This window comes from Streptomyces sp. NPDC060049 (genome assembly GCF_042736715.1).
Classification (GTDB): domain Bacteria; phylum Actinomycetota; class Actinomycetes; order Streptomycetales; family Streptomycetaceae; genus Streptomyces.
Map to the genome: position 1 here is coordinate 220,799 of NZ_JBHWVV010000010.1, position 15,172 is coordinate 235,970.

Consider the following 15,172-nt stretch of genomic DNA (forward strand, 5'->3'; position numbering starts at 1 on the left):
TGGTGTGGACGACCATGCTCTGTTCCTCCCGGGACGCTCCGGGCCGACGGTCGTGGACCGCCGGCCCGGAGGGCGTGCCCGGAGTCGGTGTGACGGCACCGGCATCATCTTGCGGAGTTCGAAGGCGGTGGCCTCGCTCCGGTAGCACCGCCCTTACCGTACAAGCACGGGGAGGGCTTCCAGCGGAGGAGACAGCCGGCGCCATCCCGAGCGGGTCGACGAGCCCAGAGCTTCGGACCAGGGGGCCCCTCTGCGAGACACACGCGGCGACAACCGCTAGTACCGACAGCACCTCATACGCGACGACCGGCCGGAGGCTGCAGGTCATCCCGCATCAGCCTTTGCAGCGAGTCCAAAGCCGCGAAGAACGGCAGTATGACCTGCTGGTAGGCAGGGGTATCGAAGGTCACACCATCGCAGGCGAGCAGGTCGCGAGCTGTTCGAAGCTGGTAGTAGACCGGCTCTGCAGCCTAGGTGGTCCGGCCACCATGCGGCGACTGACCGCACGGGAAAGCGGCCGGGTCCTGCCGGTGTCCGGCCCTGTGCCATGGCTGGGCCGCCGCCATCGCCGACCCGATCGTGCTCACCTCCCGGCACGGGCCCGTGCCCGGCAGCAGGCCGGAGCCGTCGCCTTCCACCCCGGTGCGCGAACCTCACGGTCGTCGACCTCGACGACGCCGACGCCGTTCTCGGCACGTACCCCAGGGCGAGTGAGACGACTCCGGGCCGACGGTCGGTGACCGTCGGCCCGGAGTGTCAGAAAATTCTGACAGCGCTGCTGACCTGGTGTTACAGCACCGGCATCACCTTGCGGAGTTCGAAAGCCGTGACCTCGCTCCGGTACTCCTCCCACTCCTGCTTCTGGTTGCGCAGGAAGTTACATCGGCCCGGACCGACCTCGTGCGATCGAGATGACGCAGCTCTGACCTGTGATCGGACGGTCTTCATTGGTCGTTGTTGGTCGCTGTGGGCCACCCTTCAACGGCCCACAGACGGCCCCGCCGGGCGGGACTGGCAGATTTACAGATCGACGCAACGTCCCCATGACGTGACCTTCCGTGCCCTTCCTTGCGGCCTGCTCCCACGGCAAGCAGACCTCCGCTCTGTCGCGGGCATTCGTACATCACCGCGCGTTGAATAAACCAGTGTGGCCTTACACCTACCGGTTCGGTCCCGTTTACTCAGGGAAGGCTTCCCCGGGGAGTTCCTGGCCGTCGGAGGTAGGGGGAACGGTGGGGGTTACGGGGAGTCAGTACCGACCGTGGGTGCGGTTGGTAGCCGTAGTGGTCATCAGCGCGGTGATCGGACTGCTCGCTGCTCTCTGGGGGTCAGAGGCATCGGCAGGAGTGCTGGGGGCTGCGGTCGCGGCCGTAGCGAGTGTTGTTGCACTAGGCGCTCAATCGGAGTGGCAGCGGCAGGCTGAGGCGGCTCGTCGTCGGCCTGATGCCTTGCAGATTGCCTCACTTGAAGGGCGCTTTCCCCTGGTGCGGGATCTACGGGACCCCATCGCGGTGGGAGTGCACCCGGCCGAGACCACTGAGCGGGAGGGCAGGCTCGATCGGGTTCCGGCGTATGTCACTCGCGACATGGAGCCGCACCTGCACGCTGCCCTGCGCCGTGGGGGCTTCGTACTGCTGGTCGGCGAGTCCACTGCGGGTAAGACGCGAGCTGCTTTCGAGGCGATTCGGCTGCTGCATCCTGATCACCGTTTTGTAGCTCCCTCAACACGCGAAGCCATTGCCGTGCTGTTGGACGACTGGGAAGCCACAAACGGCAGTGTGGTGTGGCTGGATGACTTGGAACGCTTCCTGGGGCCAGGAGGGCTGACCACGTCCACGCTGCACCGCCTGCTGATCTCGGGCCGGCAGGTGCTGGTTCTGGCCACCATGCGCAGTCACGAGTACGACCGCTACCGTGATCGTGCGGAGATCGAGGCTTCCGGGCCGGCCCATGAAATTTGGCGTCAAGGCCGGGCCGTATTGAGACAAGCTCAAGTGGTCCACGTCGAGAGGCGATGGACAGACACCGAGCGCGAACGCGCTCGTGCACTGACGACCGACCCCCGACTCGTCCGCGCATTGGCCGGCGATCAACGCTTCGGGGTGGCCGAACTGTTAGCGGCTGGCCCGGAACTGGTCGAAGGCTGGCAGCATGCGTGGGTCCCAGGACACCACCCTCGCGGAGCGGCACTGGTTGCAGCGGCTGTCGATGCCCGCCGCGCTGGCTACCACGGCCCTCTGCCCGCGGAAGTTCTCCAGCAGCTTCACGAGGGCTACCTTGTTCGTCGCGGTGGGACGGAATTGCGTCCCGAGTCGTTCCCAGAGGCGCTGACCTGGGCTCTGACCCCTACAGTCCCAGCGGGTGCGAACAGTCTGTTACTCGGCAACATCGAACACGGACTCCTGGCTTTCGACTATTTGATCGACCTTCCTGCGCATGACGCCATACCAGAACCGGTCTGGGTTGCAGTAATGGACCTTGCATCGCCCCATGAGGCCTACACGATTGCCTGCAACGTCTATCTGTCTGGCAATTTCCCGCTCGCCCTCCCAGCACTGCGACGTGCGGCAGAAGCAGGTATCGGCCAAGCCGAGGTAATTTTATGGGAATTGGACGAGCCCATACGGTCCGCAGAGGAAGGTTTGGCCGTGGCCAAGCAGCGAATGCGGGCTCTTCGACAAGAGTTCGGCGCTGACCATGAGGAGACCCTGATGGCGGAAAGCATGGTCGCGTCTTTCACATTGCACTGTGGCCGCCATTCCGAAGCCCGCATTCTTTACGAACGACTTACAGGCAGGGCAGTCTCAATACTGGGGGACAATCATCGCGTCGTCCTGGGTCTGGAATTTGGACTCGCAAGCAGCACATTTGCGTCTGGAGCCCACGACGAGGGCCTAGCTCTCCTCGAAACCGCCGTACAAAAAAGCATCAGCACACTGGGACCAGGGGACCTCGCCGTGTTGGACCGACGCAGGTGGGTGGTTCAGTTTCTGATGGAGGCCGGGCGAGACGGCGACGCACTAGAGCGCCTCACCGCGCTCGAAACCGATTGCACCCACCTGTCGGCCATGCATCCGATCACCGTCAGCGTCGGACGCATGGCAAGTCAACTGCATCACCATCAGCCGTGAGGAAACGACCACAAGGTGTTGAGATGGCATGGCGGCCGCCTTCCGACGGCCCGGCGGGCGGGACTTGCGAGGCTATGAGCTTGGGAATCCCCGACTCGCCAAGCGCAACCCAAGGCTGACCTGCAGATTCACCGAGTCTTCCGCTGTGCTAGTCGCTCGCGGGTGACCGTGGTGTACTGCGGTCACCCGCGCCATGTGGTGCACGAGTGGTGCAGCGGTGGTTGCTTGAACGGCTGACTCCCGAGTGCTCGGCGTTCGCATCGCAAGCTTCGGTGGGAGTCGCCGTGGGCAGTCTCCTCGTACCGGCGCGTAATCTTCGCGAGCGTGTCCGCCGTGCTCGCCGCCGCTGTGGATGACGAGTTGCTGGCGAAGAACCCGTGCAAGGCCCGTACGGTCCGGGCGCCCGCTCCGGTCCCTCCGCGGGTCAGGCCGTGGACGCCCGAGCGGCTCTTCGCCATTCGTGCCGCGCTGCCGAAGCGGTACCGGGCGATGGCCGACGCCGGCGGCGCCTGGGGCTCCGGCAGGGTGAGATCTTCGGGCTGGCGGACGACCCGGACGACTTCCGCGGCGAATGGCCACGGGTGGCCAATCAGGTGAAGGTGGCGAACGGGTACCTCGTCTTCGGTCCGCCCAAGCGGGAGAAGGAACGGGATGTGCCGCTCCCCCGCCGTATCGGGCAGGTGCTGCGGGAGCACCGCGAGGAGTCCCTCCGGTGGACGTGACGCTCCCCTGGCTGAAGCCGGATGGGCCGCTCGTCACCAAGCGGCTGCTGTTCTCCCTCCCGGGCGGGGGTGCAGTGCGGCGCACCGACTTCAACACGCGGGTGTGGAAGTTCGCCCTCGTGCAGGCCGGCGTCATTCCGCAGCCGCGGCCGGGCGAGCGCCACCAGGCCGCGCGCGAGCACGGGATGCACGCGCTGCGGCACTTCTACGCGTCCGTCCTGCTGGACTCCGGGGAGAACATCAAGGCCCTGAGCACGTACCTCGGCCACAGCGACCCCGGCTTCACGCTCCGGGTCTACACGCACCTGATGCCGAGCAGCCACGAGCGCACCCTGCGGGCCGTCGATGACGTCTACCGGGCGACCGATCCGGCGACTGACGGCCCACAGGCGGCCCAGGAGGAGTGAAACGGGTCCGAGCCGGCGGCTGAGTGCCGCCGGCCCGGGATGCCGTGTGACCGGAGTATCGCCCGCTGACCTGCGACTACAGCACCGGCATCATCTTGCGGAGTTCGAAAGCGGTGACCTCCGAGCGGTACTCCTCCCACTCCTGCTTCTTGTTGCGCAGGAAGAAGTCGAAGACGTGCTCGCCGAGGGTTTCCGCGACCAGTTCGCTGCGCTCCATCAGGGAGATGGCCTCGCCGAGGTTCTGCGGGAGCGGCTCGATGCCCATCGCGCGGCGTTCGGCGTCGGAGAGGGCCCAGACGTCGTCGTCGGCGCCCGCCGGGAGTTCGTAGCCCTCCTCGATGCCCTTCAGGCCTGCGGCCAGGAGGACGGCGTACGTCAGGTACGGGTTGGCGCCGGAGTCGATCGAGCGGACCTCGACGCGCGAGGAGCCGGTCTTGCCGGGCTTGTACATCGGGACGCGGATCAGGGCCGAGCGGTTGTTGTGGCCCCAGCAGATGTACGAGGGGGCCTCGCCGCCCGCGCCGGCGCTGCGGGAGGAGCCGCCCCAGATGCGCTTGTAGGAGTTGACCCACTGGTTGGTGACCGCGGCCGTCTCCGCCGCGTGCTTGAGCAGGCCGGCGATGAAGGAGCGGCCGACCTTCGAGAGCTGGTACTCGGCGCCCGACTCGTAGAAGGCGTTGCGGTCGCCCTCGAAGAGGGAGAGGTGGGTGTGCATGCCCGAACCGGGGTACTCCGAGAAGGGCTTCGGCATGAAGGTGGCCTGGACGCCCTGTTCGAGGGCTACCTGCTTCATGACCAGGCGGAAGGTCATGATGTTGTCGGCCGTCGAGAGGGCGTCGGCGTAGCGGAGGTCGATCTCCTGCTGGCCCGGGGCACCCTCGTGGTGGCTGAACTCGACCGAGATGCCCATGGATTCGAGCATCGTGATGGCCTGGCGGCGGAAGTCCATGCCGACGTTCTGCGGGGTGTGGTCGAAGTAGCCCGAGTTGTCGGCCGGGGTGGGCCGGGTGCCGTCGAGCGGCTTGTCCTTCAGCAGGAAGAACTCGATCTCGGGGTGGGTGTAGAAGGTGAAGCCCAGGTCCGAGGTCTTGTTCAGGATGCGCTTGAGGACGTACCGGGGGTCCGCGTACGAGGGGGAGCCGTCGGGCATCAGGATGTCGCAGAACATCCGGGCGGTCCCGGGGGCCTCCGCGCGCCACGGCAGTATTTGGAAGGTGCTCGGGTCCGGCTTGGCGATCATGTCGGATTCGTAGACCCGCGCGAACCCCTCGATCGCCGAGCCGTCGAATCCGATGCCTTCGTCAAAGGCCTGTTCCAGCTCCGCCGGCGCGACCGCGACGGACTTGAGGAAGCCCAGTACGTCGGTGAACCACAGGCGCACGAAGCGGATGTCCCGCTCCTCGAGCGTCCGGAGGACGAATTCCTGCTGCTTGTCCATACCTTCATCCTCGCAGTTCAGGCGGCCTGTGCACCACTCTCCCGGGGACCGGGGGCACAGTCGGGCCGGCCCAGTATCGCCAGCGGTGGTTTCCGCCAGATTACGCACCCCGGAAAGCCGGCGGCACCCCCGCACTGACCTCGGACCCGTCATGAGCATTACCATCGGCGCCCATGGGGGGCCGGAAGCACGCGGAGCGGGGACGTCGAGGACGTCCGCTGCTCCGGCGCGCCGTCCTCCTGATGGCCTTCGGGGTGCTGGCCGGCGCGGTGTTCCTGTGCGCGCGGCCCGGTACGGACCACGCGGCCGGCCATCCGGCCGCCCATGCCCCGGGCGCGGAGCACGTCGTCTGCGTGTCGCCGCACGACCTGCCGGGCTGTTCCCCGCTCTCGCACCGGACCCCCGGCGTCCTGCCCGTGCCGCCGCCCGCCGCCCTGGTGGCCGCCTCCGGCGCGCCCTGGCCCGGCGGGCCCCCCGCCTGTGCGGGCCCGTCCCGGGCGCCCGGAGCGCTCGCGCGCGGCCCCGACCTGTACGCCCTCCAGGTGCTGCGGACCTGACCGATCCGGCTCCGGCACGCGTGTATCTCCTCCACCCCCCTCAGCAGAAGGATTCAGGGCACATGGCCAGCAGGAAGTCCGACAACAACTCCCGCCAGTCGCGCATAGCCGAGATGCGCCGCGCCGACCAGATCCGCGACCGGCGCAACAAGGCCATCGCGATCACCGCCTCCGCCGCCGTCGTCGCCGGGCTGGTCGGCTTCGGCGCGTGGGTGATGATCGACCAGCAGAACAAGAAGGACGCCAAGGTGGCGGCCGCGAAGGCGCCGGTCGACGGCGAGCAGACCTGGGACGCGGCGAAGCTGGGCCGCAAGCACGTCGACACCCCGGTGAAGTACGAGATGAACCCGCCCGTCGGCGGCGACCACAGCCCCCGCTGGATGAACTGCAACGGCGACGTCTACAAGAACCCGCTGCCCGAGGTCAACGCGGTGCACTCGCTGGAGCACGGCGCCGTGTGGGTGACGTACAACGAGAAGGCCGACAAGGCCGACGTCGACACGCTCGCCGGGACGGTCGCCAAGACCCCGTACACGCTGATGAGCCCGGACAAGGAGCAGACCGGCACGATCATGCTCAGCGCGTGGGGCAAGCAGCTGACCGTGGAGAAGGCCGACGACCCCCGGGTGGCGCAGTTCTTCACCAAGTACGTGCAGGGCCCGCAGACCCCCGAGCCGGGCGCGGCCTGCACGAACGGGCTGGCCGACAAGTGACCCGCCCGTCCCGGACGTACTGGGCCGCGGGCACGGCGGTCGGCCTGGCGCTGCTCTTCGCGGTGGGGGCCACGGTCGCCACCGCGGGAGGAGCCGATTCCGCCACGTCTCCCCGTGCTCCGGGCCTCTACTCCGCCGACGCGGGCTTCGCACGGGACATGTCCGTGCACCACCAGCAGGCGGTGGAGATGTCCTTCATCGTGCGCGACCGCACGAAGGACGAGGCGGTCCGCGGCCTCGCCTACGACATCGCCAACACCCAGGCCAACCAGCGCGGCATGATGCTGGGCTGGCTGGACCTGTGGGGGCTGCCGAAGGTGGTGGCCGACGAGCCGCCGATGTCCTGGATGGAGACCGGCGGACACGCCGGGGACGGCCACGGCACGAACGGCGGCGGCGGCACGGACGGTCACGAGGCGGACGGCCACGAGATGGGCGGCGTCGTCACCAAGCCCGGCGCCCTCATGCCCGGGATGGCCACCAAGGAGGAGCTGCTCCGGCTGGGCTCCGCCGAGGGCCGGGACGCCGAGGTGCTCTACCTCCGGCTGATGACCGAGCACCACCAGGGCGGTGTCGCCATGGCCCAGGGGTGCGCCACCCGGTGTGAGACCCCGGCCGAGCGGGCGCTGGCCCAGGGCATGGTGGCGGCGCAGCAGTCGGAGCTCACCTTGATGGCCGACATGCTGGCGCAGCGCGGGGCCGAGCCCGCGCGGTGACGACGGGCACGGCCGTACGGGGGCCCTGCGGGTGGGGGCGTACGCGTGGGCCGTACGGGTAGCCGCGCGGGCGCCCGTACGGCCTGCCGGGGGCTCCCGGCCGCCTGCCGGGGTCACCCGTACGGCCCCCTGTCGCCCCCGTGGAGTCGCGTGGTCCGAACGGGTGAATGACGATGGGGAAGCCGAGGCGGGCGCGTCCGCGCCCGGCCGCTACGGCGCTCAGGAGGTTGACGCGATGACCACCGCCGGAGAGATCATGCACCCCGGGGCCCAGTGGATCCCCGCCACCGAGACCCTGGACCGGGCGGCTCAGCTGATGAGCCGCCTCAACGTGGGCGCGCTGCCCATCAGTGATGACAACGAACGCCTCTGCGGCATCCTGACCGACCGCGACATCGTGATCGGCTGCGTGGCCAAGGGGCACGACCCGGCCAAGACGACCGCGGGCGAGATGGCCCAGGGCACCCCGCGCTGGATCGACGCGGGCGCGGACGTCTCCGAGGTGCTGGAGGAGATGCAGAGCCACCAGATCCGCCGGCTCCCCGTCATCCAGGACAAGCGGATGGTCGGCATGATCAGCGAGGCCGATCTGGCCAAGCACCTCTCCGAGCAGCAGATAGCGGGCTGGGCGGAGAAGGTCTACGCGAGGGGCTAGGACCCCGGTACCCCACCGGGCCGGGCGCCCGGTCCGCCGCGTGGGCGAGGCCGGGCGCCCGGTCCGCCGCGGGGCGGCCTAGGCGTCCGGCTCCGCCGCGTGCAGGACCGCCCGCGCCACCTGGTGCGGGCGGTCGTGCATGACCAGGTGCCCGGCCGGCTCCGCGACGACGAAGCGGGCGCCGAGCCGGTCGGCCAGCTCCGCCTGACGGGCCAGCCAGTGCAGGGACCGCCGGCCGGGATTGCCGTCGTGGCCGACCAGGACCGTGGCGGGCGCCGTCAGCGGGTGCTCCGCGCGCAGCGCCAGTACCTCGGCGGCCGCGTCCGGGTAGCGGGAGTTCTCCAGGAGGGCTCCGCGCCAGACCCGGCCGGTGCGGTAGCAGCGGCGTACGAGGTCCCGCGCGGCCGGGTCCGTACCGCCCGTGCGGGAAGCCCGTACGGTGGCCCGCCGGGCCCACGGTCCCAGCGCGGCGGGCAGTCCGGCGGCGGTAACGGCCCGGCCGAGCGCGCGGGCGGCGGCGGTGCGCACGTCGGCGGGCAGGAGCGTGCGGGGGTGTTCCTCCACGCTGCTGTCGACCAGCACGACGGCGGCGGTCCGCCCGGGGTGGAGCCGGGCGAAGGCCTCCGCGTGGAACCCGGCGATGGAGTGCCCGGCGACGGTGGCGCGCGCGCCGCCCAGGCCCAGCTCGTCCAGCAGTCCGGCGATGCGGTGGGCCTCCCCCGCGGCGCTCGGCGGCCGCGAGGCGGGGGCGCTGAGCCCGTGCCCCGGCCGGTCGAAGCGGATGACGGTGCGGCCGGCGGCGACGAGCAGCTCGGCGACGGAGTCCCAGTCGAACCAGGCCATGGCGAGCCCGGCGCTGAGCACGACCGGGGGCCCGGCGCCCTCGACGACCACGTGCAGCGGGACCCCGTCGACGGCCGGGACGCGCAGGAACCGGCCGGGAGCGGCCGGGGACGCGGTCACGTTCGGCGCTCCCGGTGGACGGAGTACGCGAGCAGCCCCAGCCACAGGGCCACGAACAGCACCTGCAGCCGCTGCCCGGCGCCGAGGGCCCACGTGCCGTGTCCTGCGGTGAACATCGCGATGGAGGACAGGGTCCAGGCGGTGGCGAGCAGTTCGCACGCGACGAGCGCGGGGCCGAAGCGGGCGAGCGGGGCGAGGCGTCCGTAGCGGCGGGCGGCGAGCGTGAGGGCCACGATCCCCACGAGGGCTCCGGTCATGGCCAGACTGCTGCTGACGGCGTGGGCCTGATGGGTGGCGGGGACCAGTCCGGCGGTCTCCCGGGCCGCGCATTCGGGGTCCACGGTCGGCGCGCAGCTCAGCGGCAGCCAGGCGTCGGCCGCGGTGGCCGCGCCGAAGAGGGTGACCCCGGCCCAGCCGGCGACGGACCAGAAGCGGCGGGATTCCCGATGCCGGACGAGGCGCGTCAGGGCGAGGAGTCCGCCGAGGAAGACGAGGAACCCGGCCGTGAAGTCCGTGGCCCGGAACAGGCCTCCGAGCGGCTGGTCCTGGGCGGCGAGCTCGCTGACGTAGGTCTCGATGGGGTTGAGACCCGTGGACAGGACGACTTCGAGGACCCACGCGGTGTACGCGGCGGCGCCGAGCCCGATGAGGACGGCGACGGGTCGCGCGCCGGCCGGAGGCGGGGCGGGCGAACCCGGCGGACCGTTCACGAGCTGACCTGACCGGCCCGGCCCGCCCTGCCGACCCGGCGGACCTGGCCGACCCGACCGGCTTGCTCGACCGTGGCTTGGTTGACCCGACCGGGCTGACTCACGTGATGGACCTTTTATGGACATAGTGTGACTAATCCTAAACACGGCGAGCACGGTTCTCCGTTCGGATACCCACCCCGGGTAGGGTTCCGCCCATGACGCGCCCCGCCCCGCGTACCGAGCGACGAGCTGTCCGGCGGCCCCGGCCGGTCCCGGCCGCCGCTGCCCGTCGCACTGTTGCCGGGCGTCGCCGCCCTGCGCACGCCGGGCCGTCCGGACCGGTCCCCCGCCTTGGAGGACGCGACCGCCGGCCACCGCGTTGCCCCGGCCGGGCTCGGCTCGTCCGAGGCGCCGCACTCGGCGCGCGCCCACCCAGCCGACCCTAGGAGCCGGACCCGCCGGCCCGCGCCGTGCCGCGCCGCTCGGGGGCGCGGCCCGCGCGCCGGGCCGGCCCGGGGACCGGGCCGGAGATCGGGCCGGAGATCGGGCCGGACGGCGCGCTCCGAGCCCGGGCAGCCCGGGTCCGAAATGCCCGGCGGGGAGGCCGCCGGGCATGACAGGCTGGTGATCGTCACGCGCCGATTGCGACCTGAAGGACTTCCCGCCGGTATGAGCACCCCGCCGAACCCGCCCATCACCCCGTCCGGTCCGCCGACGGAGCCCGAGGGCACCCCCGAACCCGAAGCTTCCATACCCGCGCCCTCGCGGCCCCTGTCGCTCGAGAAGCCCGCGACGGAGCCCGCGGCGGAGGCCGGGGCAGAGGCAGAAGTCGCGGCAGAGGTCCCGGCCGCCCGCTCGGCAGAAGTCCCCGCAGAAGTCCCGGCCGCCCGCTCGGCAGAAGTCCCCGCAGAAGTCCCGGCCGCCCGCTCGGCAGAAGTCCCCGCAGAGGTCCCGGCAGAGGTCGTCGCCGCCGCTCCCGCCGCCACGCCGGCCGCCCCGCCGGCAGAGGCCCCCGCAGAGGTCCCGGCCGAGAGCCCCGCGGAGGTCCCCGCCGCCGCCGCGCAGCACTCGGCGCCGCCCGTCGCCCCGGCCCCCGGCGCCTTCGCCCCGGTCGGTCCCGCGCCGGCCGCCGCCGCTCCCCCGGCGCCCCCGTACGGAGCCCCGTACGGAGCCCCGTACGGCCACGGCGCCCCCGGCGCCCCCCAGCCGGGCAATCCCTGGGGCGCGCCCGGCGGCGGTTTCCAGGCGCCGCACCCGGCCGGCTTCCCGCCTCCCCCGCCCGCGAGCAACGGCATGGCCGTCGCCGCGCTGCTCCTCGGCCTGTTCGGCATCTTCGTCAGCCTCATCCCCTTCTTCTTCTGGGCGGGCGCCCTCCTCGCCCTGACCGGCCTGGGTCTGGGGATCGCGGCCGTCGTCCGCTCCCGCAAGGGCGCCCCGCGCGCCGCGATGGCCACCGTCGGCACGGCCCTGAGCCTCCTCGGCGTCGGCGCCTCGGTCGGCGGCTGGTTCATCACCTCGACCGTCATCGACAAGATCGACAGGACGGTCGCCGAAGAGCGCCGCTACGGCGACTACTACGAGGACGACCTGGCCCTGCCCAGCACCCCTGCGCTGCCGACGCCGAAGGCCTCGCCGTCCCCGTCCCAGGTGCCCGGCATGACCAGCGCGCTGCCGTTCGGCGAAACGTTCAAGTACCCGAGCGGCGTCGAGGTGAAGGTGTCGGCGCCGAAGAAGTACGTGACCGACAGCGAGTACATCAAGGTGGGCAACGCGGTCGAGGTGACCCTCACCATCACCAACAACTCGACCGAGACGCTCAACATCATCTACTCGGTGCCCAACCTCCGTGACGAGCAGGGCCTGGCCGGCAAGCTCGTCTTCGACGGGGAGATGCCCAAGATGGTCAGGGGCGACATCCTGCCCGGCGCCACGGCGACGGGGGTCATCGCCTACGAGGTCCCCAAGGGCACGGCGAACCTCACCGCCGACATCACCCCCGGCGGCCGGCTCCCCTCGGTGAAGTACAGCGGTCCGATCGGCTGAATCGCGGGCTCCCAGGACATCGCGTCAGAAAGACGATTACACTGGGCCCGTGCCTCAACTTCGCCTCGCTCTGAATCAGATCGACTCGCACGTCGGCAACATCGCCGCGAACGCCGACTCGGTCGTCCACTGGACCCGGCACTCCGCCGAACAGGGCGCCCACCTGGTGGCGTTCCCCGAGATGGTGCTGACCGGGTACCCCGTCGAGGACCTCGCCCTGCGCGGTTCCTTCGTCGAGGCCTCCCGTGCCGCGCTGCGCGACCTCGCGCAGCGGCTGGCGGCCGAGGGCTTCGGCGACCTGCCGGTCGTCGTCGGCTACCTCGACCGTACGGAGAAGGCCGCGCCCCGGCTCGGCCGCCCGGCGGGGTCCCCGGAGAACGCGGCCGCCGTGCTGCACGGCGGGAAGGTCGTCCTGCGCTTCGCCAAGCACCACCTGCCCAACTACGGCGTCTTCGACGAGTTCCGGTACTTCGTGCCGGGCGACACGCAGCCCGTCATCCGGGTGCGCGGCGTGGACGTGGCCCTGGCCATCTGCGAGGACCTCTGGCAGGAAGGCGGCCGCGTCCCCGCCACCCGCTCCGCCGGGGCCGGACTGCTGATCTCGATCAACGCGTCCCCGTACGAGCGCAACAAGGACGACCTGCGCCTCGAACTGGTGCAGAAGCGCGCCCAGGAGGCCGGCTGCACCCTCGCCTACCTGGCCATGATCGGCGGCCAGGACGAGCTGGTCTTCGACGGCGACTCGATCGTCGTCGGGGCCGACGGGGAGGTCATCGCGCGCGCCCCGCAGTTCTCCGAGGGCTGCGTACTGGTCGACCTCGACCTGCCGGCCGCCTCGGCCACGCCCGTCGAGGGAGTCGTCGACGACGGTCTGCGCATCGACCGGGTGATCCTCTCCGAGGAGCCGGTCGAGCCGTACGAGGCGGTCGTCACCGGCGGCTACGCGGAGCGCCTGGAGGACGACGAGGAGATCTACGACGCGCTGGTCGTGGGCCTGCGCGCTTACGTCCGGAAGAACGGTTTCCGCTCGGTCCTGATCGGGCTCTCCGGCGGCATCGACTCCGCGCTCGTCGCGGCCATCGCCTGCGACGCGATCGGCGCGCAGAACGTGTACGGCATCTCGATGCCGTCCAAGTACTCCTCGGACCACTCCAAGGGCGACGCGTCCGACCTGGCCGAGCGGACCGGTCTGAACTTCCGGACCGTGCCGATCGAGCCGATGTTCGACGCGTACATGGGCTCGCTGGGCCTGACCGGGCTCGCCGAGGAGAACCTCCAGTCGCGGCTGCGCGGCACGATGCTGATGGCCGTCTCCAACGAGGAGGGCCACATCGTGCTGGCCCCGGGCAACAAGTCGGAGCTGGCCGTCGGCTACTCCACCCTGTACGGGGACTCGGTGGGCGCGTACGGCCCGATCAAGGACGTCTACAAGAGCGACATCTTCCGGCTCGCCGAGTACCGCAACCGGGCGGCGGCCGAGCGCGGCGAGACCCCGCCGATCCCGGAGAACTCCATCGTGAAGCCGCCGAGCGCCGAACTGCGCCCGGGGCAGGTGGACACGGACTCGCTGCCGGACTATCCGGTGCTGGACGGGATCCTGGCGCTGTACGTGGACCGCGACCAGGGCTTGGAGTCGATCGTCGCGGCCGGCTACGACCGCGAGCTCGTCGCGAAGACGCTGCGGATGGTGGACACGGCGGAGTACAAGCGCCGGCAGTACCCGCCGGGCACGAAGATCTCGGCGAAGGGCTTCGGCAAGGACCGCCGACTGCCCATCACGAACGGCTGGCGCGAGCACGCGTAGCTCGACCGGTTCGTACGCCGGTGCCCCGGCCGCTCCTGGAAGCGGCCGGGGCACCGGCGTTCGTACGGGCGGGCGGCGGGCGGTCCTACTCGACCGTGACCCGGGCCGCGATGGGGAGGTGGTCGCTGCCCGTGCGGGGCAGGGTCCAGGAGGCCTCGGGGGTGACGCCGCGGACCAGGATCTGGTCGATGCGGGCCATGGGGAACTGCGCGGGCCAGCTGAAGCCGAAGCCGTCGCCGGACGCTCCCTGGGTGGAGCGCAGCTGCGAGGTGACCTCGGACAGGGCCCGGTCGTTGACGGTGCCGTTGAGGTCGCCGAGGAGGACGACCTTGCCCAGCGGCTCGGCGGCGAGCGCGGCGCCGAGGGCGTCGGCGCTGTTGTCGCGCTGGTTGGCGGTGAAGCCGGCGTTGAGTTTGACGCGGACCGACGGAAGGTGGGCGACGAAGGCGGCGACGTCGCCGTGGGGGGTCTTGACGGTGGCGCGCATGGCCCGGGTCCAGCCCATCTTGATGTCGACGGGCGCGCTGGAGGTGAGCGGGTACTTGCTCCAGACGCCGACGGTCCCTTCGACCGAGTGGTACTTGTACGTGCCCTTGAGGGCCTTCTCGTAGACGGGTACGGCGCTGCCCTTGAGCTCGGTCAGGGCCAGGACGTCGGCCCCGGACGTGGCGACGGACGCGGCGGTGCCCGCCGGGTCGGTGTTGTCGGCGTCGACGTTGTGGGTGGCGACGGTGAGGTTGCCGCCGCCGTGGGACTTGTCCGTGACCAGGCCGCCGAAGAGGTTCACCCAGACCGCGGCGGTCAGCAGTATCGCGATCAGGGCGGTCGCCGACCTGCGCAGCAGGGCCGCGGCGAACAGGACCGGGACGGCCAGGCCCAGCCAGGGCAGGAAGGTCTCGATGAGGCTGCCGAGGTTGCCGATGTCGTTGGGCAGGGAGGCGTGGAAGATCATGACGAGCGAGATCAGCACCGCGAGCGCGGCGAGCACGATCCCGCGGCGCCAGACGCCGCGGTCTGCCTTCAGATCGGCCAGCCGGCGTCGGAGACCGGACCGGGAGGGCTCGGGCTCCGAGCCGCCGTTTCCCGTCTCCGTCATGTACGCCTGTGCCATGCCACTGCCCTCGCTGCCGTGCTCGCGCTCCGTCCCCGCCTCTTGACCCTAGGCGATATGCGGAGCGTTCCGTGCCGATTGTGTCGGCCGTACGTCCGGGAGGACGAACGGCCGAGCGGTCCGGGTTCCGCTTGTCACGAAACGCGCACATTGGGCCGGGCGGGTCGACGCTGGGCCGGAAGTGTGATGAACGGCGGGGGGAACCGGTCCTCGAGCCACT

At 70.9% G+C, this 15,172-nt stretch carries 13 protein-coding genes and 1 pseudogene; 9 read left to right on the forward strand and 5 right to left on the reverse strand.

The window, feature by feature from the left end; genetic code table 11:
- Positions 1-789 precede the first annotated feature (789 nt).
- A pseudogene (locus tag ACFWBY_RS20670) lies at positions 790-876 on the reverse strand (glutamine synthetase); the annotation flags it as partial.
- Between the two features lie 710 nt (positions 877-1,586).
- On the opposite strand from ACFWBY_RS20670, the gene ACFWBY_RS20675 reads away from it, so the two are divergent.
- From ACFWBY_RS20675 to ACFWBY_RS20685, 3 genes are all read left to right on the forward strand, one after another.
- On the forward strand, positions 1,587-3,131 hold the full coding sequence (locus ACFWBY_RS20675; RefSeq protein ID WP_385340368.1) for a hypothetical protein: 1,545 nt from the start codon (positions 1,587-1,589) through the stop codon (positions 3,129-3,131).
- Positions 3,132-3,712: 581 nt separating this feature from the next.
- Positions 3,713-3,853 carry a hypothetical protein gene (locus ACFWBY_RS20680; protein ID WP_385340370.1) on the forward strand — a complete coding sequence of 47 codons (141 nt, stop codon included), beginning with the start codon at positions 3,713-3,715 and terminating at the stop codon, positions 3,851-3,853.
- Complete coding sequence (locus tag ACFWBY_RS20685) at positions 3,844-4,260, forward strand: tyrosine-type recombinase/integrase (RefSeq protein ID WP_385340372.1); 417 nt, start codon at positions 3,844-3,846, stop codon at positions 4,258-4,260. Before ACFWBY_RS20680 ends, ACFWBY_RS20685 begins: the two co-directional genes overlap by 10 nt.
- A gap of 76 nt (positions 4,261-4,336) precedes the next feature.
- Here the strand turns inward: ACFWBY_RS20685 and glnA are convergent, their stop codons facing one another.
- The gene (gene glnA / locus ACFWBY_RS20690; RefSeq protein ID WP_356514039.1) at positions 4,337-5,698 is read right to left on the reverse strand and encodes a type I glutamate--ammonia ligase; all 1,362 of its coding nucleotides are present in this window, start codon (positions 5,696-5,698) and stop codon (positions 4,337-4,339) included.
- 173 nt (positions 5,699-5,871) lie between these two features.
- On the opposite strand from glnA, the gene ACFWBY_RS20695 reads away from it, so the two are divergent.
- The 4 genes from ACFWBY_RS20695 (at position 5,872) to ACFWBY_RS20710 (ending at position 8,339) form a co-directional block, all read left to right on the forward strand.
- Positions 5,872-6,255: a hypothetical protein gene (locus tag ACFWBY_RS20695; protein ID WP_385340374.1), complete on the forward strand. Its 384-nt coding sequence runs from the start codon at positions 5,872-5,874 to the stop codon at positions 6,253-6,255.
- A gap of 62 nt (positions 6,256-6,317) precedes the next feature.
- A complete protein-coding gene (locus ACFWBY_RS20700) occupies positions 6,318-6,968 on the forward strand; it encodes a DUF3105 domain-containing protein (RefSeq protein ID WP_385340376.1) in 651 nt (216 codons plus the stop codon).
- Positions 6,965-7,684 (forward strand): DUF305 domain-containing protein, encoded by a 720-nt coding sequence (locus ACFWBY_RS20705; protein WP_385340378.1) that lies wholly within the window; start codon positions 6,965-6,967, stop codon positions 7,682-7,684. The genes ACFWBY_RS20700 and ACFWBY_RS20705 overlap by 4 nt, the downstream gene beginning before the upstream one ends.
- Before the next feature lie 235 nt (positions 7,685-7,919).
- Complete coding sequence (locus tag ACFWBY_RS20710; protein ID WP_385340380.1) at positions 7,920-8,339, forward strand: CBS domain-containing protein; 420 nt, start codon at positions 7,920-7,922, stop codon at positions 8,337-8,339.
- Positions 8,340-8,417: 78 nt separating this feature from the next.
- On the opposite strand, the gene ACFWBY_RS20715 is transcribed toward ACFWBY_RS20710, so the two are convergent.
- Together ACFWBY_RS20715 and ACFWBY_RS20720 are read right to left on the reverse strand one after the other, a co-directional pair.
- On the reverse strand, positions 8,418-9,302 hold the full coding sequence (locus ACFWBY_RS20715) for an alpha/beta fold hydrolase (RefSeq protein WP_385340382.1): 885 nt from the start codon (positions 9,300-9,302) through the stop codon (positions 8,418-8,420).
- Entirely contained in the window at positions 9,299-10,012 is a 714-nt protein-coding gene (locus ACFWBY_RS20720; protein ID WP_385340383.1) for a DUF998 domain-containing protein, read from the reverse strand. Before ACFWBY_RS20720 ends, ACFWBY_RS20715 begins: the two co-directional genes overlap by 4 nt.
- Positions 10,013-10,663: 651 nt before the next feature.
- Between ACFWBY_RS20720 and ACFWBY_RS20725 the strand changes: the two genes are divergently transcribed.
- Both ACFWBY_RS20725 and ACFWBY_RS20730 read left to right on the forward strand, forming a co-directional pair.
- Complete coding sequence (locus tag ACFWBY_RS20725) at positions 10,664-12,037, forward strand: DUF4352 domain-containing protein (protein ID WP_385340385.1); 1,374 nt, start codon at positions 10,664-10,666, stop codon at positions 12,035-12,037.
- Between the two features lie 49 nt (positions 12,038-12,086).
- The gene (locus ACFWBY_RS20730; RefSeq protein WP_385340387.1) at positions 12,087-13,841 is read left to right on the forward strand and encodes an NAD+ synthase; all 1,755 of its coding nucleotides are present in this window, start codon (positions 12,087-12,089) and stop codon (positions 13,839-13,841) included.
- A gap of 85 nt (positions 13,842-13,926) precedes the next feature.
- On the opposite strand, the gene ACFWBY_RS20735 is transcribed toward ACFWBY_RS20730, so the two are convergent.
- A complete protein-coding gene (locus tag ACFWBY_RS20735) occupies positions 13,927-14,952 on the reverse strand; it encodes an endonuclease/exonuclease/phosphatase family protein (RefSeq protein ID WP_385340389.1) in 1,026 nt (341 codons plus the stop codon).
- Between the last annotated feature and the right edge of the window lie 220 nt (positions 14,953-15,172).

Bases quoted from the DNA above. Each gene is read 5' to 3' on its own strand.
- ACFWBY_RS20695 (WP_385340374.1), top strand. From the start codon at position 5,872: ATGGGGGGCCGGAAGCACGCGGAGCGGGGACGTCGAGGACGTCCGCTG.
- ACFWBY_RS20735 (WP_385340389.1), bottom strand. From the start codon at position 14,952: ATGGCACAGGCGTACATGACGGAGACGGGAAACGGCGGCTCGGAGCCC.
- ACFWBY_RS20725 (WP_385340385.1), top strand. From the start codon at position 10,664: ATGAGCACCCCGCCGAACCCGCCCATCACCCCGTCCGGTCCGCCGACG.
- ACFWBY_RS20710 (WP_385340380.1), top strand. From the start codon at position 7,920: ATGACCACCGCCGGAGAGATCATGCACCCCGGGGCCCAGTGGATCCCC.
- glnA (WP_356514039.1), bottom strand. From the start codon at position 5,698: ATGGACAAGCAGCAGGAATTCGTCCTCCGGACGCTCGAGGAGCGGGAC.
- ACFWBY_RS20675 (WP_385340368.1), top strand. From the start codon at position 1,587: ATGGAGCCGCACCTGCACGCTGCCCTGCGCCGTGGGGGCTTCGTACTG.
- ACFWBY_RS20700 (WP_385340376.1), top strand. From the start codon at position 6,318: ATGGCCAGCAGGAAGTCCGACAACAACTCCCGCCAGTCGCGCATAGCC.